This is a genomic window from Flavobacterium sp., from assembly GCF_046153165.1.
GTDB lineage: Bacteria > Bacteroidota > Bacteroidia > Flavobacteriales > Flavobacteriaceae > Flavobacterium.
Genome location: NZ_JBJXEN010000051.1, coordinates 16,240 through 41,999, shown reverse-complemented (window position 1 = coordinate 41,999; position 25,760 = coordinate 16,240). Strand labels below are relative to the sequence as shown.

Below are 25,760 nucleotides of genomic sequence, written 5' to 3'. Positions count from 1 at the left end.
AAACCAATAGTATGGAAAGCAACTCAGAATTTGGAAGTATTTCATTTGATTTACCAAAAAACCAATCAAATGTTATTAAAGTAATAGGTGTAGGTGGAGGCGGAAGCAATGCAATTAATCACATGTTTAAACAAGGGATAAAAGGTGTTGATTTTATCGTTTGTAATACCGACTCACAAGCCTTGGATAACAGTCCAGTGCCTAACAAAATTCAATTAGGTGTAAACCTAACTGAAGGTATGGGAGCTGGAGCAAATCCTGATGTAGGTCAGCAATCTGCGCTTGAAAGTATCGAGGACATCGAGAAAATGTTAGACGGAAATACCAAAATGATTTTTATCACAGCTGGTATGGGTGGCGGAACTGGAACTGGTGCTGCACCAGTAATTGCACAATTGGCAAGAGAAAGAGATATTCTTACTGTTGGTATTGTAACTATTCCTTTTCAATTTGAAGGAAAAGTGCGTATCGAACAAGCGCTTTTGGGTGTCGAAAAACTAAGAAAACAAGTAGATTCTCTTATTGTTATCAATAATAATAAATTGAGAGAAGTATATGGTAATCTCGGTTTCAAAGCTGGATTTTCTAAAGCTGATGAAGTTTTAGCAACTGCATCTCGCGGAATAGCCGAAGTAATTACGCATCACTATACTCAAAATATCGATTTAAAAGACGCTAAAACTGTATTGTCAAATTCAGGAACAGCTATTATGGGTTCTGCTACTGCCGAAGGTGAAAATAGAGCCAAAGAAGCTATTGTTTCTGCATTAGATTCACCATTATTAAATGATAATAAAATAGCTGGAGCCAAAAATGTATTGTTGCTTATCGTTTCTGGAACTAATGAAATTACTATCGATGAGATAGGAGAAATAAATGATTATATTCAAGCTGAAGCTGGACACAATGCTAATATTATTATGGGTGTTGGTGAAGAAGAAGAGCTTGGAGATAAAATTGCAGTAACTATTATTGCTACAGGATTTTGTGTAGAACAGCAAAATGAAATTGTAAATACAGAACCTAAAAAAATAATTCATGCATTAGAAGATGATCAAAAAATTGTTCGTGATTTAACACAAAAATACCAATCACAAGGGTTTGATTTTTCGTCAAATGCAATTTCAGAAGAAGCAAAAATTATTCAAACTCCTGTTGCAGAAGAAAAAATAGTATTTTCTTTAGAAACAGAAACTAAAAATCCTGTTGAGACCTATTTTACAATGGATTTAGTTCCAACAACAGAATTAATCAAGAATTTAGACGTTACTTTCGAAGTAGTTTCATCTAAAACAATCGATGTCAATGATTTCTATTTTACTTCATCAGAAGTAAAAGAAATCGAAGTAATCGACCCGCAATTTGTAGTAAAAGAACAAGAACAAATCACATTTACATTCGACTTGCCAATACAAAAAGCCCATGAAACTGTAAATACAGATAGATTAATATTCGATTTAACAAACGAAATAAAAGACATCAAAGTAAACGAAGCGGTAGAATTTGTGCCAGTGACAGAAGTAACTCAAAACGGAGTTATTAAGCATTCGCTCGAAGAATATATGGAAATAGAGAACCAATTATTTGAAGCAAAAAAAGCTGATAATATTATAATAGAGACTATTCCAACCGAATTAAATATTACGATGACGCAAGTGGAAATACCACAAAACACAACTCAAAATCAACCAAATGAAATTTCTCCGTTAGAAATGTCTATCGAAGATTCTTTGAAATTTAGAGCAGAAGAGCGTCGTCGCAAGATGAAAGAGTTTAATTATAAATTTCATAATAACGCATCAAAAGTAGATGAGTTCGAGAAAGAACCAGCATACAAACGTATGGGAATCGACATTTCGAACAATTCTATAGACAACAGTAGATCGCGTATGTCTTTAGGAACAGATAGTAACGATGATATTCAGTTGCGATCTAATAATTCGTTCCTTCACGATAACGTCGATTAACTAACTCAAACCAAACCCTTGTAACCCGAAATTTCTTGCGATTTTTCGGGTTATTTTTTTGTCATTGCGGGAACGAAGCAATCGCTTGAATATTGAGTTTATTTTCACTAAATTTGCAGTGCCTAATCCTGCTGTACATTGTAAGCTTTTTTTGCAAAATATTTTTTTCTACAAACCAGAAAGAGCTTCCTTTGGTCGCTTTTCTGCTTCAAGAAAAAATACATTTTTTCTCAAAAAGGCTTACCATTTCCATCAGGGGCAAAACAAACTTTCGAGACTAATCGAAAATAAAAATAACATAAAAACATACAAAAAATGAGTTTATCTGTACACATAATGGACGAAATGAAAACGGCAATGAGAGCAAAAGATACTATTGCACTAGAAGCACTTCGCGCCATCAAATCGGAAATATTATTAGCACAAACAGCATCAGGAAGCAAAGAAGAAATCACTGAAGCAGACGAAATTAAGATTTTACAAAAATTAGTAAAAATGCGTAAAGACAGTGCGGCAATTTTCACAGAACAAAATCGTCCAGACCTTGCTGAGCCAGAATTAGCACAAATAGCAGTAATCGAAAAATTCTTACCAGCACAACTATCAGAAGAAGAAGTAGAAGCTATCATTACTAAAATTATTGCAGAAACAAATGCTTCGGGAATAGCAGCAATGGGAAAAGTTATGGGATTAGCATCGGCACAAATTGGAGGTCAAGCGGAAGGAAAAATAATTTCTAGTATTGTAAAGAAACTATTGGTTTAGGACTACTTAGACTTATTAGAAAATTAGACCTTTTAGAATTTTAATCATCTAATAAGTTTAATTTTCTAATGAGCATAACAATCTAAAAACATTGGCTGCGTAGTTCAACTGGATAGAATATCAGATTTCGGCTCTGAGGGTTGGGGGTTCGAATCCCTTCGTGGTCACATAGAAAAAGAAATAGTTCAAAAAAGTCAAATTGCTTGATTTTTTGAACTATTTCTTTTTTAAATTTAATTCCTTTTAGGAAACAATCTTAACAAAATTAATGAATCACCCAGATTAAATATTTTATATTCAACAAAAAAATAACAAGTAACATTATAAAGAATCTATTTCTGAAATTATTGTTAAATAAACTGTAATCATTTAGAGAAATGAATATTAAAAATTATTTTTGTTATATCTTACAAGTTGCAATAACATTACAAACAATCCATTATGAAATTAAAGAATATTGTATTCCTATTATTAGCAATAATATTAGGTGGAATGATTTTTTACCGCATTTCAGAAAATAAATCAAAAGAAGACGAAGGAGGAAAAGGAAAAGGAGGTGGAGATAAAAAACCAGCAAAAGTAACTGGAATTGTCTTAAAACCTCAAGTATTTTCAGATAATCTTTCGCTTTCTGGTTCTATAGATGCTAATGAGCAAATTGAAGTTCGTAGTGAAGTTTCGGGTGTTGTGGAAAGTATTAATTTTGATGAAGGAACACTTGTCAGTAAAGGGCAAATGCTTTTCAAAATTAATGATATCGAATTGAGAGCACAACTTTCGCAAGCAAAAACTAGGCAAACATTAGCTTCAGAAAATGAGCGAAGAGCCAGGCTTTTACTTCAAAAAGAGGCCATTAGTCAAGAAGAATATGACATTGCTAGTGCCGATTTTCGTTCTGCCCAAGCACAAACTCAACTAATTCAGGCGCAAATTGCTAAAACAACTGTTCGAGCACCTTTTTCAGGAAAAATAGGATTGCGTTCCATTTCTAAAGGAACTTACGTTACGCCAACCACAATTATTGCAAAATTAGTTAATACCAATCAAGTCAAAATTACATTTTCTATACCAGAAAAATATGCAACAAAAATGAAAGTCAATTCGCCTCTGTCATTTACTGTTTCTGGGTCAAAAGAAATTTATACTGCAAAAATTTACGCTATCGAACCTGAGATAGAAGTAGCAACAAGGACCTTGAAAATGAGAGCAGTTGCTCAAAATTCAGAAGGCAAACTAATTCCTGGGACATTTGCCAATATTGCACTGCCTTTAGAAAAAATAAATGATGCTTTACTGGTTCCAACAGAAGCTTTAATCCCAATTCAAAATGGTAAGAAAGTATTTATTGCTGTAAATGGAAAAGCAAAAGAAGTTATTGTGGAAACTGGTGCTAGAACAGATAAAAATGTGTTGGTAATTTCAGGATTAAAAGCTGGAGATACTGTTTTAACAAATGGCGTGATGACATTAAAAGATGACTCACCTGTAAAAGTGACTTTAAAATAAGATAAACCTAAAATATCAAAAAACCATGAGTTTATCCACATTAAGTATTAAAAGACCTGTTTTAACGATTGTACTCAACCTTATGTTGATACTCTTCGGAATAATAGGTTATACCTATTTAGGAGTTCGAGAGTTTCCTTCTATCGATCCGGCTCAAATTTCGGTTAGAACGAGTTATTCTGGTGCCAATGCTGATATTATCGAATCTCAGATTACTGAGCCACTAGAAAAAGCAATTAATTCTATCGATGGAATCAGAAATATTTCTTCTTCGAGCAATCAAGGAAGTAGTAATATTACTATTGAATTTAATTTAGATAAAAACTTAGAAGAAGCGGCAAATGACGTTCGTGATAAAGTATCACAAGCCGTTCGAACTTTGCCACAAGATATTGATGCGCCACCAGTAGTCTCAAAAGCTGATGCGGATTCTGAACCCATTATTACCATGACCGTTCAGAGCGATAATAAGAATGTCTTAGAGCTCTCGGACTATGCAGATAATGTTATCGCACAACGTTTGCAAACCATTCCAGGAGTGAGTAGTGTGCAAATTTGGGGGCAACGAAAATATGCTATGCGTTTGTGGATAGATCCTGTTAAATTAGCTTCTTATGCTTGTACTGTAGCCGAAGTTCGAGAAGCATTAAATAAACAAAATGTAGAGTTACCTTCTGGGAAATTAACAGGAGCCAATACAGAGTTGACCGTTAAAACTATCGGAAATCTTTCTACAGAGGAAGAGTTTAATAACATTATTATTCGTGCCGAAGGGGATAAAATTATTCGATTAAGCGATATTGGAAAAGCAACTTTAGAAGCAGAAAATCTGGAAACTAAACTTTCTGATTCAGGACAACCCATGGTAGGCTTAGCAATTATTCCGCAACCTGGAACAAACTACTTAGATATTGCAAAAGCTTTCTACAAACAATATGACCAGTTAAAGAAAGACTTGCCTAAAGATTTTAAATTAAATATTGCCATTGATAATACTGTTTTTGTAGAAAGAGCGGTTACTGAAGTGGCAGAAACTTTATTACTGTCTATTATTTTGGTGGTTTTAATTATCTACCTTTTCTTTAGAGATTGGGCAATTGCTTTCCGACCGTTAATAGATATTCCTGTTTCCTTGATTGCTACTTTTTTCATCATGTATTTATGCGGATTTTCGGTAAATGTATTGACACTTTTAGCCATTGTTTTGGCTACTGGATTGGTGGTAGACGATGGAATTGTGGTTACTGAAAATATTTTTAAGAAAGTAGAAGAAGGGATGTCACCTATTGAAGCGGCTATCAAAGGATCTAACGAAATTTTCTTTGCGGTTATTTCAATTTCTATTACGTTAGCTGCCGTATTTTTACCTGTGATTTTCCTAGAAGGTTTCGTTGGAAGATTATTCCGTGAATTTGGGGTCGTTATTGGAGCAGCAGTTTTAATATCAGCCTTTGTCTCACTAACATTAACACCTATGTTAAATGCATATTTGATGAAAGGTGGAGAGCAAAAAAAATCAAAATTTTATAATTTAACAGAGCCATTTTTTAAAAAAATGAATTCAACCTATGCGGAAGCATTAACGGGTTTTATGAAAAAAAAATGGTTGAGTTTTCCAATTTTAATTGCCTGTTTTGGATTAATATATTTATTTTTTGGTATCATACAAAAAGAAACAGCTCCTTACGATGATAGAAGTTTTATTGGTGTCAATGTAACTGCTCCCGAAGGCGCTTCTTACGATTACATGGATCGATTCATGAACGAATTAACCCAATTAGTAAATGATTCTATTCCAGAAAAAAAAGTAAGTTTAATTATAACTTCGCCAGGATTTGGCTCATCATCAGTAAATAGCGGAAGAGCTAGGATTTCACTATTACAACCTGGAGAAAGAGAAAAATCACAGAAAGAGATTGCTGAAAAATTAACCAAATGGACAAAACAATATGCGGATGCTAAAGTTTCGGTTTCAGAATCGCCTACGATTGCTGTAAATAGAAGGGGAGGAATGCCAATTCAATATATTATACAAGCACCGAACTTCAAAAAATTACAAGAGAAAATACCCCAATTTATGGATGAAGCTTCTCAAGATCCCACATTTTCAAACACAGATGTAAATCTAAAATTTAATAAACCTGAGATTTATGTTACTATCGACAGAGAGAAAGCACAGAGTTTAGGCGTTTCGGTAATTGATGTAGCGCAAACATTGCAGCTTTCATTAAGCGGACAGCGTTTTGGTTATTTCATGAGAAATGGAAAGCAGTATCAGGTTATGGGGCAATTTGATAAAAAAGATCGAAATGCACCTATGGATTTGACTTCTATTTTTGTAAAAAATAAAGAAGGGCAATTAATTCAGTTGGATAACTTAGTGACTATTGAAGAACAAAGTAGCCCTCCACAATTGTATCATAACAATAGATATATGGCTGCTACTGTTTCTGCAGGTTTAGCTCCAGGGAAAAGTATTAGTGACGGAATCGAGGCTATGGAACGTATAAAAACAAAAGTACTTGACGATACTTTTACAACCGATTTAAGCGGAGAATCACGTGATTTTGTAGAAAGTAGCTCAAATACATCCTTTGCCTTTGGCTTAGCTTTATTGCTAATTTATTTAATTCTGGCAGCACAATTCGAAAGCTTTATCGACCCGTTTATTATTATTTTAACGGTACCAATGGCAGTTGCTGGAGCATTATTCTCTTTATGGTTGTTTGGACAGACTTGGAATATTTTTAGCCAAATTGGAACTATTATGTTAATTGGTTTAGTAACCAAAAATGGTATTCTGATTGTTGAATTTGCCAATCAGTTGCGAGAACAAGGAAGACCTAAATTTGAAGCGATTATTGAAGCTTCAGAATCTCGTTTAAGACCAATTTTAATGACCAGTTTAGCCATTGCGTTAGGAGCATTGCCAATTGCACTTTCGTTAGGAGCCGCTTCAACTAGTAGAATTGGAATGGGAGTTGTCATTGTTGGAGGAACATTATTTTCATTAATGTTAACGCTATTTGTAATTCCATCTATTTATTTTATGTGGTCAAAAGAGCGAAAACACCGACCAGAATTTGACCATATTAATGAGTATGAAAAATAAATAAGGATATGAACTATAAAATATTTTTTCAGGCGCTAATTTTGGTGACCATCTCCTCAACAATCTATGCCCAAGATGTTTTAAAAATTGAAGATGCAGTAGGTATTGCACTAAAGAATAATTATGATATTAGGATTGCTTCAAATGAAGTAAAGGTCGATTCGATTGGAGTAAATATTGCAAATGCTGGAATGCTGCCAAAATTGGACGCTACTTTAACTCAAAATAATAACATTCAATATTCAAAACAAACAAGATCTACTGGCGAAATTCAAGAATTAAATAATGCTAAAAATAATAATTTAAATTATGGTGTGACTTTGGGTTGGACTGTTTTTGATGGATTCAAAATGTTTGCACGTTATGATCAATTGAAAGAATTGCAAAAACAAGGAGAAACAACACTAAAAATGACAATTCTGACTAAAGTTGGCGATGTTATGACCGCATATTATGATTTGGTACAACAACAACAATTATTAAAAGCATTGGATACAACTATCGTCATATCTAAACAAAGGCTAAAAACAGCAGAGAATAGATTTACAATTGGGAAAGCATCAAAGTTAGAAGTATTGAATGCTCAGGTTGATATGAATACAGATACTACAAATTTTTTAAGACAAAAGGAAATGTATGAAAACACAAAAATTCAGCTAAATCAAATTTTAGCTAGGGATGTTTCTACTAATTTTACTGTTATTGAAACTGTTGATGTTGATGATAAATTAGTTCTTTCTGATTTAAATTCATTAGCAACAAAACAAAATCCACAACTACAATTGGCCTTAATTGATAAAAGAGTTGCAGAATTAGATTTAAAACAAGTTCGAGCTAATCGCTATCCAACAATTAAAATTAGTACTGGTTATATGTTTAACGAAACCGAATCGAGTTTAGGATTTACTTCGCAATCATCAAGTCGAGGATTTAATTATGGAGTTTCTGCATCATTAAATATATTTAACGGATTTCAACAGACCCGTAATGAAAAAATAGCCAAGCTTCAGATTGAAAATTCCAGTATTGTTATCGAAAAACAATCGCAAATACTGAGTGCGCAATTAGCGACGGCTTTTCAAACTTATTTAACAAATATTGAATTATCTAAATTAGAGGAGAATAATGAAGCAATAGCCAAAAAGAATTTAGAAATTACGTTAGATAAATTTAAAATAGGAACTATTTCTACATTAGAATTCCGAAGTGCTCAACAAAATTACGTAAATGCGATTGCACGAAATAGTAGCGCTAAGTTTCAAGCTAAAATTTCAGAAGTTGCTTTGAAAGAAATTACGGGAAATATTAAGTTTTAAAAACCTTATATTTTCTTATATGCCTTATATGGTTTGAAATTTTAAACCATATAAGGCATTGAAGTTCATTTAAGAAAATATGTTATATTGTTGTGATTTTTTTCAAATCGGCAATAGTTTGTGTTGGGTTTTCTGCTTTAAAAACATAGCTCCCAGCGACCAAAACATCAGCCCCAGCTTCTACTAATTGTCGGGCATTTTTATTGGTTACACCTCCGTCAATCTCAATAATGGTTGAAGCTCCATTTCGGTTGATGATTTCTTTGAGTTGTTTTATTTTCTTATACGTATTTTCGATAAATGATTGCCCGCCAAATCCTGGATTTACGCTCATGATACAAACTAAATCAATGTCATTAATAACATCTTCTAAAAGTGTAACGCTAGTATGAGGATTTAGGGCAACTCCAGCTTTCATTCCTTCTCCTTTAATGGCTTGTAAAGTTCTGTGTAAATGAGTGCAAGCTTCATAATGCACCGTTAAAATATCGGTTCCTAAATCCTTGAAAGTTTTAATATATCGGTCAGGATCTACAATCATCAAGTGAACATCGATTGTTTTTTTTGCATGTTTGTTAATAGCCTCTAGAACTGGCATTCCAAAAGAAATATTAGGCACAAAAACACCGTCCATGATATCAATATGAAACCAGTCGGCTTCAGAATTATTAATCATTTCGATGTCGCGTTGTAAGTTAGCAAAATCGGCAGCTAGTACTGATGGTGCGATAAGTGTGTTTTTCATTTTATGTAGTTGTATTGTTTACTTCGTCAGTTCGGTCTTATAACCTCGTGTATGCAAAGGTAATATAAAAAATAAAACTCTGGAACCCGAGAGCAAAGCTCGAACTGACTGGAGTTTTGTTTGCAATGCAAAAAACAAAACTCCGGTAATCAGCCGGAGTTTCAATCATCAATCAAAAAACGAACAGTTAATCAAACTGTTAGTCATCGGTTTTAGGATTACCCTAAATACGTTTTCAAGATTTTGCTTCTTGAAGTATGTTTTAATCTGCGGATTGCTTTTTCTTTAATTTGACGTACACGCTCACGAGTAAGATCGAATGTTTCTCCAATTTCTTCTAATGTCATTGGGTGTTGATCTCCAAGACCAAAATACAAACGAACCACATCGGCCTCACGAGGCGTTAGTGTTTCTAGAGAACGCTCAATTTCTGTGCGTAAAGATTCGATAATTAATTCTCGGTCAGGATTTGGTGATTCTCCTGAACGTAAAACGTCGTAAAGGTTAGAATCTTCTCCTTCTACTAAAGGAGCATCCATAGATAAGTGACGTCCAGAGTTTTTCATGCTCTCTTTTACGTCATTTACAGTCATGTCAAGTTCTTTAGCAATTTCTTCAGCAGAAGGTGGACGCTCGTTAGATTGCTCTAATAAGGCGTACATCTTGTTGATTTTGTTGATAGAACCAATTTTATTTAATGGCAAACGTACAATACGAGATTGCTCTGCTAGTGCTTGAAGAATCGATTGACGAATCCACCATACAGCGTATGAGATAAACTTGAAACCACGAGTTTCGTCAAAACGTTGCGCTGCTTTTATTAAACCTAAATTTCCTTCATTAATTAAATCGGGAAGAGTTAATCCTTGATTTTGGTATTGTTTTGCTACCGAAACTACGAAACGTAGATTGGCTTTTGTTAGTTTTTCTAATGCACGCTGATCTCCCGCTTTTATTCTTTGAGCCAATTCTACCTCTTCATCGGCAGTAATCAAATCTACTTTTCCAATTTCTTGTAAATATTTGTCTAACGATGCAGTTTCACGATTGGTTACCTGCTTGGTAATTTTTAGTTGTCTCATTGTTGTTTCTCCTTAAAATTTATAAGTGTACGGTAGTTATACGTAATGAGTTTGTAAAAAGTTACAAAAAAAGAATAAAAAAATAAAATTAAACAAAAATCCCGTTTCAAATTAATGAAACGGAATTTTTATTTTACTTCAATAATTGTAGATGTATAAACAGGAATACCTGCATCAGAAAATCCTTCAAGTGTTATTTCAAATTTGCCAATAATATCAGATGTAAAAAAAGAGATGTTTTGTTCTTTATTTTCTAATTTTACTTCTGGTATCCATAGTAATTGGTGTCTATAATCAGGTGTCCTAATTAAGTTATTATTGATAGAATAATTTGGTTGAAAATATTCTTTTTTACCAAGAGGTCTCAGTATTTCAGGTTTTATTATAAAATCGCCATTTAGTTTACTATCGTAATCATAGTTTTTTGTTGTGAATGCGACGAGTCCGTTAAATAATTTTGAACCGAAATAATAACCACCTTTTACAATATTTATTTTGTAAATATTCTCTGCTTTATGTTGAAAAAGTTCATTTACATCTTGAATTATTAACCCGTCAACTATTACTAATGCGGGTATTTGTAATTCACTATTCACATCATAATCATATAGATGTAAAGTATAGTTATTATTGCTTTTTTTGAAATACATTCCATCAACAATTTCTACAACCGTTTCTTTAAGTGTAGGAAATCTTGTGTAATTATCAAGGATATATTCTTTTGATAAAGGATCATATATTTTTTTTGTTTCCGTAATATTTATTATACTATCTTTTTTACTGTTGTAATAAGCATTTTCAATCTGACTTGCAATTGCTTTTTCTTCAATAAGGTCTTTAAATCCAGGCTTTAAATGTAATTCACTAAACATCAGTGAAGAATAATCAGGAGGGCTGGTTTTGTTAATTTCAATTTTGTAATTTTCATTATCAGAATCAATAATTTGAATAATAATATTGCTACTAGGATAAGGCTTTTCTAAATTAAATATAAATTCGCCATTTTTTTTTGTTTTGGTAATTTTAAATGCATAATTTTTTCCAGGTATTGAAAGTGATATGTTTTTATTTTCGAGACTACTTTTGCCTGATTTGGATGTGATTTTGCCTGAAATAATTTCTCCTCTAAATTCAGGAATTATTAAATTTTCATTATTAAAATTACTGTCAGTATTTGTGTTTATTTTCGATTTGATAAAACCTATTACATTTATTTTCTTTTTTAATGAAAAAGAATCAATTTTCCTTACAGATATTGAGTAGCTTCCTTTTAATGATTCTTCTATTACATCTGATTTAATCTCTAAGTTAACAATTTCTCTATTTGAATATGTTGTTTTGTTTGAGGTAATAGAAATATTATTAGTTGTTTCTTCTGTCTGTTTTTGGGTTTCGTAAATGTTTTTTTCTGGGATATTATTATCTAAATTATTATTACTAATTTGATAAGGATTTACAATAAATATGTCAATATTGAAATATTCAAAACTAGATTTATTTAACATCCAATTAGTATAGCCAATCAATTTGTAGTTTCCAGTTTCTAAAGTTGTAGGGATAAAAAAATCTCCATAACCTATTCCTTTTTCTAAAAATAGTTTTTGCGTGAATATTTTTTTCTTATTACTGTCTACAAGTTCAACATAGGCAATTTTACTAAAAATTGAAACAGAGTTGGTATTATTGTTCAAACAGAATAGCTTGTATAACAAAGTCTCGCCTGTTAAAAAAACATTGGTATTTGTATTAATGAAAATTGATTCATTAATTTTTTTATCAATGGTATTTAATTCAGAAATAGAATTCTTGTTTTGTCCAAAAGTTACTTCTTGATGGCCTAATAAGAAAGTTATTATTATTATGTATTTTAGTCTATCCAAAATGAAGGTCTTATATTGTTAGAAAATGATGTGCAGTCTCCACATTGTATAGGATAAAGGACATAGTCGTCTCCGTAAAATCCAGCATATACTTTATTCCTACTGTAAATCCATGATAATATTTCGTTTCCATAACAATGTGGATTAATATAAGCAAAACAAAAACCGAAAGTATATTCTACTTTATTATCTTCAGTTATGTCAGGACAATTGTAAGGGTATTTGGGTAGTTGTTCTCCTGGAAAAATATCATTATAATTAAAGAAGATTCTTTTTTCTGAATAAGATGACACGTTAAAATAACCAATAACTTTTTCATTTGGGTTGTCTTCAGATTTCACATTGCCTAAAAAATAGCCAGGTTGATTTTGTGACAGAATACTTCCTGAACCAGATGTTTTTTTTAATATTTCATAAAAAGTATAAGCTTCAAGATCTTGAACGTATTGTTTTACTAAAATACTATATCTATTCATTAAAATATGATTATTACTACTGATGAATCTCACAGGATAATTTACCCTATCTTCATATAAATTATTTGTATTTGTTAAAATGATATCGTTTGATTTTTCAGTTGAAAAACAAACCCTTGCTTCAGTTGTTCTTGTTTCAAATAAGACCTCTCCAGGAGGGGTTGTTCCAGAAGGAAAATAATGAGAGATAGCTTTTGTGTTTATCCATTGAGGGGCAATTACTTTATACGTTTCATCGTATTCATATCTATAATATTTTGATGTGTTTGTAGGGTCAAAACTGTTAACCTTTATTTCAACACCACGAATGCCTTCTTTTGTTGTAACTGATGTTGTTAGATTTTGTATTTCATTAACAGTTGTTAGTTTTTCGTTAGGAGAACTGTATGATTTTCCATTACTAGTTGTTATGTGTAATTGGTAATTTCTGTTAGCTATTGCTTGAAATTCTGAAGTAGAAATATATTTACCGTTATTTTCTTCAAAATCATACCTGTTTCCTAAATTATCCATGACATAAACAATTGCTGATGTTTCAAACTTTGGGCCGTTTTCTTCAAAACGATAAGTTCTAGAAAGTTTTATTTCCTGTTTTTTGAATTCGTTAGTTATGGTTGCTTCTACAACAATTGCATCTTCAAAGCTATTTGTTTGAAGAGCGTAAGGCTCTGTACAACCAACGATACACACAATTATTGTCGCTAAAATGAGCTGGGTTAAAAATGTTTTTTTCATAACTAATTAAAATTTAAAATTATAAGTTATTGTTGGTACTGGAATTCCAAAAATTGATGTTTTATAAGCTTTTACTTGACCATCTTTCGTTATAAAATATATAGAGTATGGGTTATTTCTTCCTAAAAGATTATAAACAGAAATATTCCAGAAGCTATGTGCTAGTTTTTTTATTTTATGGTTCCCTTCTATATTTATTCCAATATCTAATCTGTAATAATCTGGGATTCTGAACTTATTTCGGTCACTATATAATGTGTATTCGGCATTTCCAAACACATATTTTCCAATAGGATAGGTTATAGGTCTTCCAGTTTGATATATAAAATTAGCAGAAAAACTATAACGTTGAGTAAATTTATAATTTAAAACGGCACTAAAATCATGTGGTTTGTCAAAATTTGTCGCAAAATACTCCCCATTGTTTACCTTTTCTTCATTAAATTGACTGTCTAATTTTATAAATGCTCTAGAATATGTATATCCTAGCCATCCATTTAATCGGCCTTCTGATTTTTTGACTAGAAGCTCTATTCCATATGATTTTCCTTCTCCTTGTAATAATTCGGTTTCTAGATTTTCATTAAGAAGTAGATTTGCACCTACTTTATAATCTAAGATATTTTTAGACTTCTTATAATATCCTTCTGCACTTAATTCTAAATCCTCATATTCAATATTTTTAAATAACCCTAACGAAAATTGTTGTCCGCTTTGTGGTTTTACATTCAAATCGGATAGTTTCCAAGTATCCGTTGGTGACTGTGTTGTGTTACTTGATAATAAATGTATGTATTGAAAAGTTTTATCATAACCGGCTTTAATAGAGAAATCATCATTAAACATATATCTCAATGCTACTCTTGGTTCAAATCCACTTGAAGTATTTATAATTTGGTTATTGTTAAACTGTTTCTCTTCAATAACAGTAGCTTCGTTTAATGGAAAATCTTCTTTATAAATTTTTTGTGTCGATCTCCCCAAAGCCATAAATACAGAATATCGAACGCCTAAATCTAATAATAATTTCTTTGTTAATTTATAATTGTCTGATATAAATCCTGCAGATTCTAGCCCCTTTTCTTTGTCTATATTTACAGGTATCAACAATGATTCTTGCTTTTTAGGGGTTAAATTACCAGGCTCAATATTGTATAATTTGCTTGAAACTCCATAAGTAAATTTATGTTTGCTATTATTAGGAAGATAATTAAATTTTAAAATGGCTTGAGATTCACTTAATTTATAGCCAAAATTAAATGCATTCAAATTATTTGAGTCATAATCGATGTCAAATTTGTATTCACTATTTGTAATGTTTAACTCGCTTTTATTTCTTTCATTGAAATTATGTTTCCATTTTAAAGATACAAGTCTATTGCTATATTTGTATAAAGAATCAGAGGTAATACTATACGCATCTTTACTATAATATAAAGTGGTTTCTATTGAGTTGTTCTTATTTATTTTATGATTGTATTTTGCAAATAAGTCATAAAATGAAGCTTCACTATTCTTTAATTTTTCATCTTTTAAGCTTCTTAAAATCCATCCAGAGTAAGTTGCTCTTCCCCCTATAAAGAGACTAGATTTCGTTTTTATTATAGGAATTGAAGCTGTAAGATTGCTAGTGACTGGGCCTATTCCTCCTTCTCCCGAAAATTTATCAAGATTTCCGTTTTTTGATGTTATATCAAAAACTGAAGATAATCTTCCTCCAAATTCAGATGGAATTCCACCCTTATAAATATCCACTTTGTTTACAGTATAAGGATTTATTGCTGAGAAAAAACCAAAAAAGTGCGAAGGGTTGTATATTGTAGCATTATCTAAAAGAATTAAATTCTGATCTTCTTTTCCGCCTCTAACATTAAAACCCGCTGAACCCTCACCAGCAGTTTTTATCCCAGGAATTGTTAAAGCTACTTTTAGCACATCTCTTTCACCTAAAACTAGCGGTATGTTTTTTATTCCTTCTGCATCAATCGTTGTTACTCCAGTAATGGCAGCTCTTATGTTTTGTTTTCTTTTTCCTTTTATAGTTATTTCATTAAGTTGATTTATTTTCTCGGAAATCTCTATATTTAGTTTTCCATTACTATACACCATAAGTTTTCGGATTGCTTTTTTATGGTTTAGTGATTCAGTTTCAATAATATTGATTCCTGCAGGAAGTTTTAAAATGTAATATCCGTCTTTGTTAGTGCTTACGCTGATTTTTGTGTTTTTAACGGTAATTATAACATCTGATAAAAACTCTCCGTTTTTACTATTTTTTATATATCCAGAGAGGGTATATAAATTTGATTCGGGCTCTATAGACTCTTTTCCAACCAAAGTCATAGCTTTAGTATTTTCTAAAGTAGAATTGTTTATTGAATCATATTGTTGAAAGAAAATTGGTTTTGCCAATTTTGTTTGATTGTTTGAATTTAGTGTTTTTATTCCAAAATAGTTATCAGGTAGTTTATCATAAATGAGACTGTTTTGTGTTAGAATAATTCTATTTTTATCAATAAAAAAATTAATATTTGTATCTTCAAATATTTCTGTTAAGATTTCTTTTATTGTTTTGTCTTTATAAATTCCAGATATTAAAACATTATTTTCAAGCCAGTCTTGTTGAAAATAAAACTTGTAAGCAGAGACAGCTTCGATTTTATTGATGATTTCAGTCCTATTAATATTGGAGTACTCAATGGTAATCAATTCAGTTTTATCTTGTGAATAGATTAATTGATTAATAATTAAGAAGAAAAATGCTATTGTAAGTTTTCTCATTATTGTATCAAATTGTTAATATATTTCATTAAAGTCTCCATAAATCTTAGTTCATTTTCTTTTTTTAAATCTTTATTTAGATCATAAAAATCATTTATCTTGCTTTTTTGATCAGGAAATTGTTTAACGATTTCACTTTTATTATTTATCGTATTAAATTTATTTTTATGAAAGATAATATATTTATTTTTATAAAAATATTCTATAAATACACCATTATCTTTAAGTAATTCTTTATTTTCTTTATAATGCTTAATGTAAAAAATAAATGACTTGCCTACTAAATTTTCTTCATAATATCCCTCTAAAAATTTAGTAGGTAATATATTATCAAGATTTACAAAGTTTTTGTCATGTATTTTAAATTTTTTTATATTTTCTTTAATCAAGTTTATACTTATATAGTCAGACTCATCTGATGGTTTTAAAATTAACTCATCTTGGTAGATGTCATATTTTATATTTACATTAAAATAATCTTGATTGTCATAATTTAAACTGCCAACTGTGAAATTATTTGAAGTCAGATAACGATTTTGACCATTTAGTGTTCTGTCGTAATTCATATGTAAAGGGCCATTGTTTATAGCTAAATTTTCTTTGCTAATTACGCTATCAAACCAATTATACAGCGCTTCGTTATTGTTTTTTTGGGCAAATAGGATATCTATACTACTAAAAAAACATAAGATTATTAATAATGTTCGGATAGATATTTTACTAGATACCATGAATTAATTTTTTATAAATGTTAAGTATTTTTCAAAAATACAAAAAATACTTACAAAAAAAGGAATAAAAACAAAAATCCCGTTTCAAATTAATGAAACGGGATTTTCTATAAATAAACCTTTAGTAAACTATAAGATCTGATTACTCTTTTTTCTCCTCACGTGGAGGTCTTGGCATCAAGGCTTTTCTAGAAACTTTTTCTTTACGAGTTTTAGGATCTAAACCTAGATATTTAACCATAAATACATCACCCATGTTTACAACATCAGCAACATTTTCAGTACGTTCCCAAGCTAATTCAGAAACGTGTAATAAAACTTCATTTCCTGGCGCTGCTGTATATTCTACAACCGCTCCAAAATCTAACATTTTAATCACTTTTACTTCATAAGCTTCACCTACTGTAGGTTTGAAGATGATTGAGTCAATTTTAGCTAAAACAGCTGCAATTCCATCTGGATCAGTTCCTAAGATTTCTACAACACCTTGTTCGTCAACTTCGTTAATAACAATCGTTGTTCCAGTAGCTTTTTGTAATTCTTGAATTACTTTTCCACCAGGTCCAATTAAAGCACCAATAAAGTTACCAGGAATAGTTCTCATGATAATTTTTGGAGCATAAACCTTAACATCAGTTTTTGGAGTTGCCAATACTTCTGTTAGTTTCCCTAAGATATGTAAACGACCATCACGAGCTTGAGCTAAAGCTTGCTCCATGATTTCATATTTCAATCCGTCGATTTTAATATCCATTTGACAAGCTGTAATTCCTTCAGAAGTTCCAGTTACCTTGAAATCCATATCTCCTAAATGATCTTCATCACCAAGAATATCAGATAAAACCGCAAAACGATCACCATCAGTAATCAATCCCATTGCAATTCCAGAAACTGGGCGAATCATTTGAATACCCGCATCCATTAATGATAATGTACCAGCGCAAACAGTAGCCATCGAAGATGAACCATTAGATTCTAATACTTCAGAAACCACACGAATTGTATAAGGACAATCAGCAGGAATCATGTTTTTTAATGCTCTTTGTGCCAAGTTTCCGTGACCAACTTCTCTTCTTGAAGTTCCTCTTAACGGGCGAGCTTCTCCTGTAGAAAATGGTGGAAAATTATAGTGTAAATAGAATTTTTCTTCTCCTTGTTCAGATGGCGAATCAATTTGGTTAGCTTCTCTAGAAGTTCCTAAAGTTGCTGTTGCCAATGCTTGAGTTTCTCCACGAGTAAATAATGCTGAACCGTGAACCGATGGTAAATAATCTACTTCACACCAGATAGGTCTAATTTCTGTAGTTTTTCTTCCATCAAGACGAGTTCCTAAATCTAAAGTTACATTACGAACAGCTTCTTTGTTAACTTTGTAGAAGTATTTCCCTACTAGATCACCATTTTCTGCTAATTCTTCTTCTGTAAATAAAGCTTTTACTTCTTCTTTTACAACATCAAATGCAGCAGAACGTTCGTGTTTAGCAGAACCTACTTTTGCAATATTGTAAATTTTATCATAAGCTGCTGCCTTTACTTTTGCGTAAATAGCCTCGTCAGATTTTTCGTTTTCGTAAGTACGAACTGCTTTTTTACCAAAAGCAGCTGCTAATCTTTCTTGTGCAGCAATTTGTACTTTAATGTGTTCGTGAGCAAATTTAATAGCCTCAACCATTTCTGCTTCCGAAATTTCTTTCATTTCTCCTTCTACCATTGCGATAGAATCGGTTGAAGCTCCAATCATCATGTCTATGTCAGACAATTCTAATTGAGCACGAGATGGGTTGATGATGAATTTTCCATCAACTCTTCCAACTCTAGCTTCAGAAATTAAAGTTTCGAAAGGAATGTCAGATAAAGCAAGTGCTGCTGAAGCTGCTAATCCTGCAAGTGCATCTGGCATAACATCATCATCATGAGACATAAGTTGAATCATTACCTGAGTTTCTGCGTGATAATCACTTGGGAAAAGTGGACGTAAAACACGGTCAACTAATCTCATTGTTAATACTTCATTGTCGCTTGGACGCGCTTCTCTTTTAAAGAAACCACCAGGAAAACGACCTGCTGCTGCAAATTTTTCACGATAATCTACCGTAAGTGGTAAGAAATCGATACCTGGACTTGCTTTTCTTGCGGAAACAACTGTACCTAAAATAACAGTTTTCCCAATTCTTACTACTACAGATCCGTCAGCTTGTTTGGCTAAACGACCTGTCTCGATTGTGATGCTTCTTCCATCACCTAAATCGATTTTTTCTACAAATAATTGTGGAATCATAAATTTTTCCTTTTCAGTTAAACATGGGTTTTAGTTGTGTTGTTGTTGTGTAGTTATTGCCTAAAACCCAATGAAAAACTAAACTTTTTCTATATATGCGTAAAAACAAAAAGAGGCACTTTCGCACCTCTTTATTATTGATTATTTTCTGATATTCAATTCTTTGATAATCTCACGGTATCTGTTAATCTCAGTTTTCTTTAAGTAATCTAGTAAAGATCTTCTTTTACCTACTAAAAGAACTAATGAACGTTCTGTATTATAATCGTGACGATTTTTTTTCAAGTGCTCAGTTAAGTGGCTGATTCTAAATGTAAATAAAGCGATTTGAGCTTCAGATTTACCTGTGTTTGTTTTTTCTCCGTGTTTAGCGAAGATTTCTTCTTTAACTTCTTTAGTTAAGTACATTTTAATATCTTTTAAATGATTAGGATGTATAAATACGTATATCGTATTCGAGTGCAAAAGTAAAAAATAATTATGAATTATGAATCATGAATTGCAAAATTATTTTTTTGTACTAAATAGTTTCGCAATTTCCTGATTTACAAACTCTAAAAATTTTTCATCAGCTTCAGTAAAAGGATCTAATACATTAGAATCGATATCTATTTGCCCGATATTTTTTCCATCAACAAATAGTGGTACAACAATTTCCGATTTTACAGTAAAGCTACAAGCAATATAATTATCCTGTGCCGCAACATCTGGCACAACAAAGTTTTCGTTAGAAACCGCTACTTGTCCGCAAATTCCTTTCCCAAAAGGAATTACCGTATGATCTGTAGCCGCACCAACATATGGGCCAAGATGTAAGGTTTTTGTTTCGTGATTAGCAAAGTAAAAACCAACCCAAGTGTAGTAAGCTATGTTTTTCTCTAACAGTTCACAAACTTTTAATAATTTTTCATCTCTAGAAAGAGATGTATTTATTGTAATTTCAATTACTTTTGGTTTTAATGCTTCGAAAGTCATGGTTTTTAATTTTCTGCAAAAGTATTTAAAAGCTAGTTTTAATTTTTATATAAATTTGTTAAAAATTTCATTTTGAAAAAATATTTCACTCAATACAAACCTTTTTTGCTTTTTCTAGGGAAATTTTTCTTGGCGTATTTTACATTTACCTTTGTTTATAGAATTTATATAGGAACTTCTTGTGATGATTGTATAGATGGAATAACTGAAAACGTTTCAGTATTAACAGAGAAATTGTCAAATTTAATAGGCGTAAAGTTGTCAGTTGTTAGAAATTATATGGATTATAATATTGTTTATAATAATAAGATCACCGCTAAAATTATTGAAGGTTGTAATGCTATCAGCGTCATTATTTTATTCATTTCTTTTATAATTGCCTTTTCGGGAAAGCTGAAACAAACATTGGTTTTTATTTTAGGTGGAAGTTTATTTATTTACTTTCTAAATATATTACGAATTATAATTTTAAGTGTTTTAATGTATTATTATCCAGCGCAAGAACATATTTTGCATGGTGTGATTTTTCCGCTGATAATTTATGGAGCAGTATTTATTTTGTGGATAATTTGGATTAATAAATTTTCGAAATATGCTACAAAAGCTACTAAATAATAAATTCAAAATCACTCAATTGATTTTTCTAATTGGATTATTAGCACTAGTTCGTATTTTCGAAAATGAGTTGTTTTATGATCCATTTCTGGATTTTTTTAAAAATGAAAACGCATCTATTTATCCTGAAACAGAATATAAAAAGTTATGTTTGAGTTTATTATTTAGATATTTTCTTAACACAATAATCTCGTTGGCTATTTTGTATGTTATTTTTAAAGATTTGAATTTGATTAAATTCGTCTCTGTTTTATATCTATTGTTTTTCGTTCTATTGATAATTGGTTTTTATATCGTTTTAAATTTTTTAGACGAAAGTCATAAAATGACACTTTTTTATATCAGAAGATTTATTATTCAGCCTATTTTTATTTTGCTTTTTATTCCCGCATTTTATTTTCAGAAAAAATCAGAATAAAAAATAACAAATCATTGGCTTTTGACGATCAATTAATTACTTAACTTTGCGAAGTGAGAATCAGAAAACACATAAGTATTTTATTAGCAGTGCTACTATTGGTTTCCAATGTTGGATTGGCTTTTAATGTGCATTATTGTGGAGGCGAAATTGCTTCTGTATCTTTAAAGAATCCGTTTTTTAACCAAAATACTGAAGATAGTTGTTGCGGAGTTGTCGAAAAAAAATCAAATTGTTGCAATGATAAAGTATTAAAATTTGATAAAAAATCAGACAATTCAATTGTAAAATTAGTCTCATTTCAAATTGATACTCCATTTGTTTTTCAAGAATGGAAGCCTATTGTTTTTGGTGAAAAACCTGTTTTCGAAAATCGCAGAATAGTTTCTTATACCTGCAATGCAAATGCGCCACCTATTTTTAAGCGGAATTGCCAACTCATTTTTTACGCCTAATTTTAATGTTTTAATCGAACTCATCGAATTTTAAACATTAAATAAATTACAATGAAAAATATAATTTTGTTTTTTGTTGTTTTGTTCTCGTTTCCCGTTTTTGCACAAGATACTTTACAAGCTGTAAAAATAGAAGCGCAACGAAAAAAACTTCAAAAATCATTACTTAAAACAACCAATACAACGGTTTTATCTAGCCACGAATTGCTAAAAGCAGCCTGTTGTAATTTGGCCGAAAGCTTCGAGACAAATCCATCAATCGATGTTAATTTTTCCGATGCTTTAACAGGAACCAAGCAAATAAAAATGCTTGGACTTACAAGTCCATATTTATTAATTACCGAAGAAAACATTCCTTCTGTTCGTGGTGCATCTCAAGCTTACGGATTGTCATTTACACCTGGAACTTGGGTAGAAAGTATCCAAATTACAAAAGGTGCAGGAAGCGTAATTAATGGATACGAAAGTATTTCAGGACAAATAAATACCGAATTACTTAAGCCAATAAAGGACATTCCGTTTTTTCTGAATGTATATGGTTCTTCCGACTCTAGAATGGAAATTAATACTCATTTGAATAAAAAGTTGTCTGACAAATGGGCAACGAGTTTATTCGTTCACGGAAATAATCGACTGTCTAAAAACGACATGAATAATGATGGTTTTCTAGACAATCCGTTAGGAAATCAAATAAATATTCTAAATCGTTGGCAATATACCGATGCCGAAAAAGGTTGGGTTAGCTTTTTAAATTTTAGATATATGAATGACGAAAAGCAAACCGGTCAGGTCGATTTTAATCCAAATACAGATAAATTAACAACAAATCATTGGGGTTCGGAAATAAATACGCAGCGTTTCGATTTTTCGTCGAAAATTGGATATGTTTGGCCTGAAATGCCTTTTCAAAGCATCGGTTTTCAGAATGCTTATAATTCGCATAATCAAGAGTCTTACTTTGGTTTGACACAATACGATATTAAACAAAATAGTTTTTATTCGAACCTAATTTTCAATTCGATAATTAGCAACACTCTGAATAAATTCTCTACGGGTTTAAATTTTACTTCCGATGAATACAAGGAATTTGTAAACACCAATGATTACAGCCGAAAAGACAATTCTCTCGGTGCTTTTTTCGAATATACGTATGATAATACCGATAATTTCAGCATTATTTTGGGTGGAAGATTAGATTATCAGAATCGACTCGGATTTTTTGCAACACCACGACTTCATGCGAGATATAATCCTTGGAAAGACGGTGTTTTAAGATTTTCAGCAGGGAGAGGAAAACGTTCAGCAAATATTTTTGCCGAGAATCAGCAACTTTTCGGAAGTTCAAGAAGTTTTAACATTCTAGATAATTCAGGAAAAATTTATGGATTGAATCCTGAAATAGCATGGAATTATGGTACTGGGTTTTTACAAAAATTTCACATTTTTAATAAAAGTGCCGATGTTTCGGTAGATTTTTATAGAACTGATTTTCAGAATCAAGTCGTTGTCGATTTATTTCAAAGTGCACAACAAGTTGATTTTTATAATTTGAAAGGGAAATCATTTGCTAATAGTTTGCAATTCGAATTTAATTTAGAAATTATAAAACATTTAAATTTGAGAACATCCTATAAATTTTATGATAATAAAACCGATTATAATTCGGGTAATTTTCAACGACCTTTACAAGCACAACAACGCTTTTTTGGAAACTTAGAATTTGAAACACATATTAAAGAAAAAGGGCAACAATGGAAATTTGATTACACTTTTAACTGGATTGGGAAACAACAATTGCCAAACACAACAACAAATCCTATCAAGGATAGATTGACAGATTTTTCTAAATCTTATTCGTTGATGAATGCGCAAATTACAAGAACTTTTTCTTCGAGATTTGAAATGTATGCTGGTGGCGAAAATATCGGTAATTACAAACAGGAAAAAGCTATTTTAGGAGCAGATAATCCTTTTGGAACAAGTTTTGATAGTAGTATTGTATATGCTCCAGTTTTTGGACAAATGTATTATGCAGGTTTGCGATTTAAGGTTAAATAATTAATATCAGACAACTTGTCTAAATCAATAAAAATATAAAAAAAATGAAAAATATAATTTTAGTTTTATTAGTAACCTTTCTAGGTTTTACTTTAAATGCACAAGAAGTAAAAAAGAATAAAAATGCCAAATATACCATTGAGGTAAATGGTAATTGCGAACAATGTCAGAAACGAATTCAAAAAGCGGCCTTAAGTGTCCCAGGAGTAAAATCTGCTGTTTGGAGTATAGAAACGCATAAGCTAAATCTTATTTTGAACGAAGAGAAAAGTACTGTGCTTGATGTAGAAAAAACTATTGCAAAAGCAGGTCATGATACAGATGCTGTAAAAGCAACAGATAAGGACTATGATAATTTGCATACTTGTTGTAAATATGAACGATAAAAAAATTAAACTCCTTGATTCACTTCAAGGAGTTTTTTTATGTAAATTCGCAAGGAAAAACATAAAGTTATGAGTAACGATTTTTACGAAAAGATATTAGACAACAATAAAAAATGGGTTGAAACTCAGTTAAAAATTGATGTCAATTATTTCAAAGATTTATCCCAAACACAAACGCCACCATTACTTTGGATAGGTTGTTCGGACAGTCGTGTGCCTGCAAATGAAATTATAGGTGCAAAACCAGGTGATGTTTTTGTACATAGAAATATTGCAAATATGGTTGTTCATAGTGATATGAATATGTTGAGTGTATTAGATTATGCGGTAAATGTGTTAAAAGTAAAACATGTCTTAGTTTGCGGACATTATGGTTGTGGTGGCGTAAAAGCAGCTATGAGTAATGATTCTATTGGGATTATCGACAATTGGATTCGTCATATAAAAGATGTATACCGTCATCATAAAGGTGAATTAGACGATATTGAGAATGAAAATGAACGATTTAATCGTTTTGTTGAACTGAATGTAAAAGAACAAGTATCTGATTTAGCAAAAACATCAATTGTTCAAGCCGCATGGCAAAATGGTCAAGAATTGTATTTACACGGTTGGGTTTATGGATTAAATTCTGGTTTTGTTACAGATTTGGGTGTAAATTACAGTTCGAATGATGATTTAGACGATGTATATCAGCTTAACATTTAATACAACATTAATATATTTAAATTGGGCGAATGTGCTAATTGTGGTACATTCGCTTTTTTAAAATAAAACATTTATATTTACTACATGAATAACTTTGATTGGAAACAGCTTTTTAACCCAGAATTTTATATTTTATTAGAATTTAATGGGATTAAAATTGGCTTAATTGTAGTACTGTTTATAATTTTTGCTGAAACAGGATTGTTGGCAGGTTTTTTTCTGCCAGGAGATAGCTTGTTGTTTTTGGCGGGTATTTATAGCGAAACATTAATGCAACAAATATCATTTGGAAATGATTTTCTAAACGTTTCTATGTTGGCATTATTAGTAGCTCTTATGGGAATCACAGGTAACATGTTTGGTTATTGGTTTGGTTCAAAAAGTGGAACATATTTATACAATCGAAAAGATAATTTTTTATTTAAAAAGAAATACTTGCTTGATGCAAAAGATTTCTTTGATAAATACGGAAACAAAGCCATTATTTTTGCGCGTTTTATACCAATAGTAAGAACGTTTACGCCTATTATTGCATGTATTGTGGGTATGAATAAAAAGAGCTTTATGTTTTTTAATATTTTAGGATCTATTTTGTGGGCGTTTGCTATGATTTTTTCGGGACATTATTTGTATCAATTGTTTTTAGAAAAATTTCATATAGATTTAAAACATTATATCGAATACATAGTAATTGGAATTATTGCATTAACTACTTTCCCTGTTTTAATAAAATTGCTTAAGAAAAGAGTACATATAGGAGAATAGTTTTTT

The 25,760-nt window shown here is 31.2% G+C and carries 21 protein-coding genes and 1 tRNA gene; 13 read left to right on the top strand and 9 right to left on the bottom strand.

What is annotated here, in order from left to right:
• Positions 1–11 precede the first annotated feature (11 nt).
• The 6 genes from ftsZ (at position 12) to ACKVOV_RS06235 (ending at position 8,666) form a co-directional block, all read left to right on the top strand.
• Positions 12–1,967, top strand: coding sequence for a cell division protein FtsZ (gene ftsZ, locus ACKVOV_RS06260; protein WP_409205903.1), 1,956 nt, complete (start codon positions 12–14; stop codon positions 1,965–1,967).
• Between the two features lie 315 nt (positions 1,968–2,282).
• Positions 2,283–2,732, top strand: coding sequence for a GatB/YqeY domain-containing protein (locus ACKVOV_RS06255; protein WP_409205902.1), 450 nt, complete (start codon positions 2,283–2,285; stop codon positions 2,730–2,732).
• A gap of 93 nt (positions 2,733–2,825) precedes the next feature.
• Positions 2,826–2,899 (top strand) — tRNA-Arg (locus ACKVOV_RS06250).
• Positions 2,900–3,173: 274 nt separating this feature from the next.
• Positions 3,174–4,238, top strand: a complete 1,065-nt coding sequence (locus ACKVOV_RS06245) for an efflux RND transporter periplasmic adaptor subunit (protein ID WP_409205901.1) — start codon at positions 3,174–3,176, stop codon at positions 4,236–4,238.
• Between the two features lie 25 nt (positions 4,239–4,263).
• On the top strand, positions 4,264–7,350 hold the full coding sequence (locus ACKVOV_RS06240; protein ID WP_409205900.1) for an efflux RND transporter permease subunit: 3,087 nt from the start codon (positions 4,264–4,266) through the stop codon (positions 7,348–7,350).
• Positions 7,351–7,358: 8 nt separating this feature from the next.
• Entirely contained in the window at positions 7,359–8,666 is a 1,308-nt protein-coding gene (locus ACKVOV_RS06235; RefSeq protein WP_409205899.1) for a TolC family protein, read from the top strand.
• Between the two features lie 82 nt (positions 8,667–8,748).
• Here the strand turns inward: ACKVOV_RS06235 and rpe are convergent, their stop codons facing one another.
• The 9 genes from rpe to ACKVOV_RS06190 form a co-directional block, all read right to left on the bottom strand.
• Positions 8,749–9,411, bottom strand: a complete 663-nt coding sequence (rpe, locus tag ACKVOV_RS06230; protein ID WP_409205898.1) for a ribulose-phosphate 3-epimerase — start codon at positions 9,409–9,411, stop codon at positions 8,749–8,751.
• A 218-nt stretch (positions 9,412–9,629) separates the two neighbouring features.
• Positions 9,630–10,493, bottom strand: coding sequence for an RNA polymerase sigma factor RpoD/SigA (locus ACKVOV_RS06225; protein ID WP_409205897.1), 864 nt, complete (start codon positions 10,491–10,493; stop codon positions 9,630–9,632).
• Positions 10,494–10,621: 128 nt separating this feature from the next.
• On the bottom strand, positions 10,622–12,373 hold the full coding sequence (locus tag ACKVOV_RS06220) for a hypothetical protein (RefSeq protein ID WP_409205896.1): 1,752 nt from the start codon (positions 12,371–12,373) through the stop codon (positions 10,622–10,624).
• Positions 12,361–13,584 (bottom strand): DUF4249 domain-containing protein, encoded by a 1,224-nt coding sequence (locus ACKVOV_RS06215; RefSeq protein ID WP_409205895.1) that lies wholly within the window; start codon positions 13,582–13,584, stop codon positions 12,361–12,363. The genes ACKVOV_RS06220 and ACKVOV_RS06215 overlap by 13 nt, the downstream gene beginning before the upstream one ends.
• A gap of 6 nt (positions 13,585–13,590) precedes the next feature.
• Positions 13,591–16,365, bottom strand: coding sequence for a TonB-dependent receptor domain-containing protein (locus ACKVOV_RS06210; protein WP_409205894.1), 2,775 nt, complete (start codon positions 16,363–16,365; stop codon positions 13,591–13,593).
• Positions 16,365–17,096, bottom strand: a complete 732-nt coding sequence (locus tag ACKVOV_RS06205) for a hypothetical protein (protein WP_409205893.1) — start codon at positions 17,094–17,096, stop codon at positions 16,365–16,367. The genes ACKVOV_RS06210 and ACKVOV_RS06205 overlap by 1 nt, the downstream gene beginning before the upstream one ends.
• A 142-nt stretch (positions 17,097–17,238) precedes the next feature.
• Positions 17,239–19,374, bottom strand: coding sequence for a polyribonucleotide nucleotidyltransferase (locus ACKVOV_RS06200; protein WP_409205892.1), 2,136 nt, complete (start codon positions 19,372–19,374; stop codon positions 17,239–17,241).
• Between the two features lie 141 nt (positions 19,375–19,515).
• Complete coding sequence (rpsO, locus tag ACKVOV_RS06195) at positions 19,516–19,782, bottom strand: 30S ribosomal protein S15 (RefSeq protein ID WP_348076984.1); 267 nt, start codon at positions 19,780–19,782, stop codon at positions 19,516–19,518.
• 99 nt (positions 19,783–19,881) lie between these two features.
• Positions 19,882–20,349, bottom strand: a complete 468-nt coding sequence (locus ACKVOV_RS06190; RefSeq protein ID WP_409205891.1) for a GAF domain-containing protein — start codon at positions 20,347–20,349, stop codon at positions 19,882–19,884.
• A 72-nt stretch (positions 20,350–20,421) separates the two neighbouring features.
• Here ACKVOV_RS06190 and xrtF point away from each other — a divergent pair, with 72 nt between their 5' ends.
• The 7 genes from xrtF to ACKVOV_RS06155 all read left to right on the top strand — a co-directional run bounded on the left by xrtF (position 20,422) and on the right by ACKVOV_RS06155 (position 25,754).
• Positions 20,422–20,964, top strand: a complete 543-nt coding sequence (gene xrtF, locus ACKVOV_RS06185) for an exosortase family protein XrtF (protein WP_409205890.1) — start codon at positions 20,422–20,424, stop codon at positions 20,962–20,964.
• Entirely contained in the window at positions 20,942–21,382 is a 441-nt protein-coding gene (locus ACKVOV_RS06180) for an exosortase F system-associated membrane protein (RefSeq protein ID WP_409205889.1), read from the top strand. Before xrtF ends, ACKVOV_RS06180 begins: the two co-directional genes overlap by 23 nt.
• Before the next feature lie 53 nt (positions 21,383–21,435).
• Entirely contained in the window at positions 21,436–21,837 is a 402-nt protein-coding gene (locus tag ACKVOV_RS06175; RefSeq protein WP_409205888.1) for an HYC_CC_PP family protein, read from the top strand.
• 51 nt (positions 21,838–21,888) lie between these two features.
• Positions 21,889–23,895, top strand: a complete 2,007-nt coding sequence (locus ACKVOV_RS06170) for a TonB-dependent receptor plug domain-containing protein (RefSeq protein WP_409205887.1) — start codon at positions 21,889–21,891, stop codon at positions 23,893–23,895.
• Positions 23,896–23,939: 44 nt separating this feature from the next.
• Positions 23,940–24,281, top strand: coding sequence for a heavy-metal-associated domain-containing protein (locus tag ACKVOV_RS06165; protein WP_409205886.1), 342 nt, complete (start codon positions 23,940–23,942; stop codon positions 24,279–24,281).
• A gap of 69 nt (positions 24,282–24,350) precedes the next feature.
• Entirely contained in the window at positions 24,351–24,989 is a 639-nt protein-coding gene (gene can, locus ACKVOV_RS06160) for a carbonate dehydratase (protein WP_409205885.1), read from the top strand.
• Positions 24,990–25,073: 84 nt separating this feature from the next.
• Positions 25,074–25,754, top strand: a complete 681-nt coding sequence (locus tag ACKVOV_RS06155) for a DedA family protein (RefSeq protein WP_409205884.1) — start codon at positions 25,074–25,076, stop codon at positions 25,752–25,754.
• Positions 25,755–25,760 lie beyond the last annotated feature (6 nt).

What these genes read in the sequence shown, in the direction of transcription:
- ftsZ (WP_409205903.1), top strand. Translation starts at nt 12, where the DNA reads ATGGAAAGCAACTCAGAATTTGGAAGTATTTCATTTGATTTACCAAAA.
- ACKVOV_RS06255 (WP_409205902.1), top strand. Translation starts at nt 2,283, where the DNA reads ATGAGTTTATCTGTACACATAATGGACGAAATGAAAACGGCAATGAGA.
- ACKVOV_RS06245 (WP_409205901.1), top strand. Translation starts at nt 3,174, where the DNA reads ATGAAATTAAAGAATATTGTATTCCTATTATTAGCAATAATATTAGGT.
- ACKVOV_RS06240 (WP_409205900.1), top strand. Translation starts at nt 4,264, where the DNA reads ATGAGTTTATCCACATTAAGTATTAAAAGACCTGTTTTAACGATTGTA.
- ACKVOV_RS06235 (WP_409205899.1), top strand. Translation starts at nt 7,359, where the DNA reads ATGAACTATAAAATATTTTTTCAGGCGCTAATTTTGGTGACCATCTCC.
- rpe (WP_409205898.1), bottom strand. Translation starts at nt 9,411, where the DNA reads ATGAAAAACACACTTATCGCACCATCAGTACTAGCTGCCGATTTTGCT.
- ACKVOV_RS06225 (WP_409205897.1), bottom strand. Translation starts at nt 10,493, where the DNA reads ATGAGACAACTAAAAATTACCAAGCAGGTAACCAATCGTGAAACTGCA.
- ACKVOV_RS06215 (WP_409205895.1), bottom strand. Translation starts at nt 13,584, where the DNA reads ATGAAAAAAACATTTTTAACCCAGCTCATTTTAGCGACAATAATTGTG.
- ACKVOV_RS06210 (WP_409205894.1), bottom strand. Translation starts at nt 16,365, where the DNA reads ATGAGAAAACTTACAATAGCATTTTTCTTCTTAATTATTAATCAATTA.
- ACKVOV_RS06205 (WP_409205893.1), bottom strand. Translation starts at nt 17,096, where the DNA reads ATGGTATCTAGTAAAATATCTATCCGAACATTATTAATAATCTTATGT.
- ACKVOV_RS06200 (WP_409205892.1), bottom strand. Translation starts at nt 19,374, where the DNA reads ATGATTCCACAATTATTTGTAGAAAAAATCGATTTAGGTGATGGAAGA.
- rpsO (WP_348076984.1), bottom strand. Translation starts at nt 19,782, where the DNA reads ATGTACTTAACTAAAGAAGTTAAAGAAGAAATCTTCGCTAAACACGGA.
- ACKVOV_RS06190 (WP_409205891.1), bottom strand. Translation starts at nt 20,349, where the DNA reads ATGACTTTCGAAGCATTAAAACCAAAAGTAATTGAAATTACAATAAAT.
- ACKVOV_RS06180 (WP_409205889.1), top strand. Translation starts at nt 20,942, where the DNA reads ATGCTACAAAAGCTACTAAATAATAAATTCAAAATCACTCAATTGATT.
- ACKVOV_RS06170 (WP_409205887.1), top strand. Translation starts at nt 21,889, where the DNA reads ATGAAAAATATAATTTTGTTTTTTGTTGTTTTGTTCTCGTTTCCCGTT.
- ACKVOV_RS06165 (WP_409205886.1), top strand. Translation starts at nt 23,940, where the DNA reads ATGAAAAATATAATTTTAGTTTTATTAGTAACCTTTCTAGGTTTTACT.
- can (WP_409205885.1), top strand. Translation starts at nt 24,351, where the DNA reads ATGAGTAACGATTTTTACGAAAAGATATTAGACAACAATAAAAAATGG.
- ACKVOV_RS06155 (WP_409205884.1), top strand. Translation starts at nt 25,074, where the DNA reads ATGAATAACTTTGATTGGAAACAGCTTTTTAACCCAGAATTTTATATT.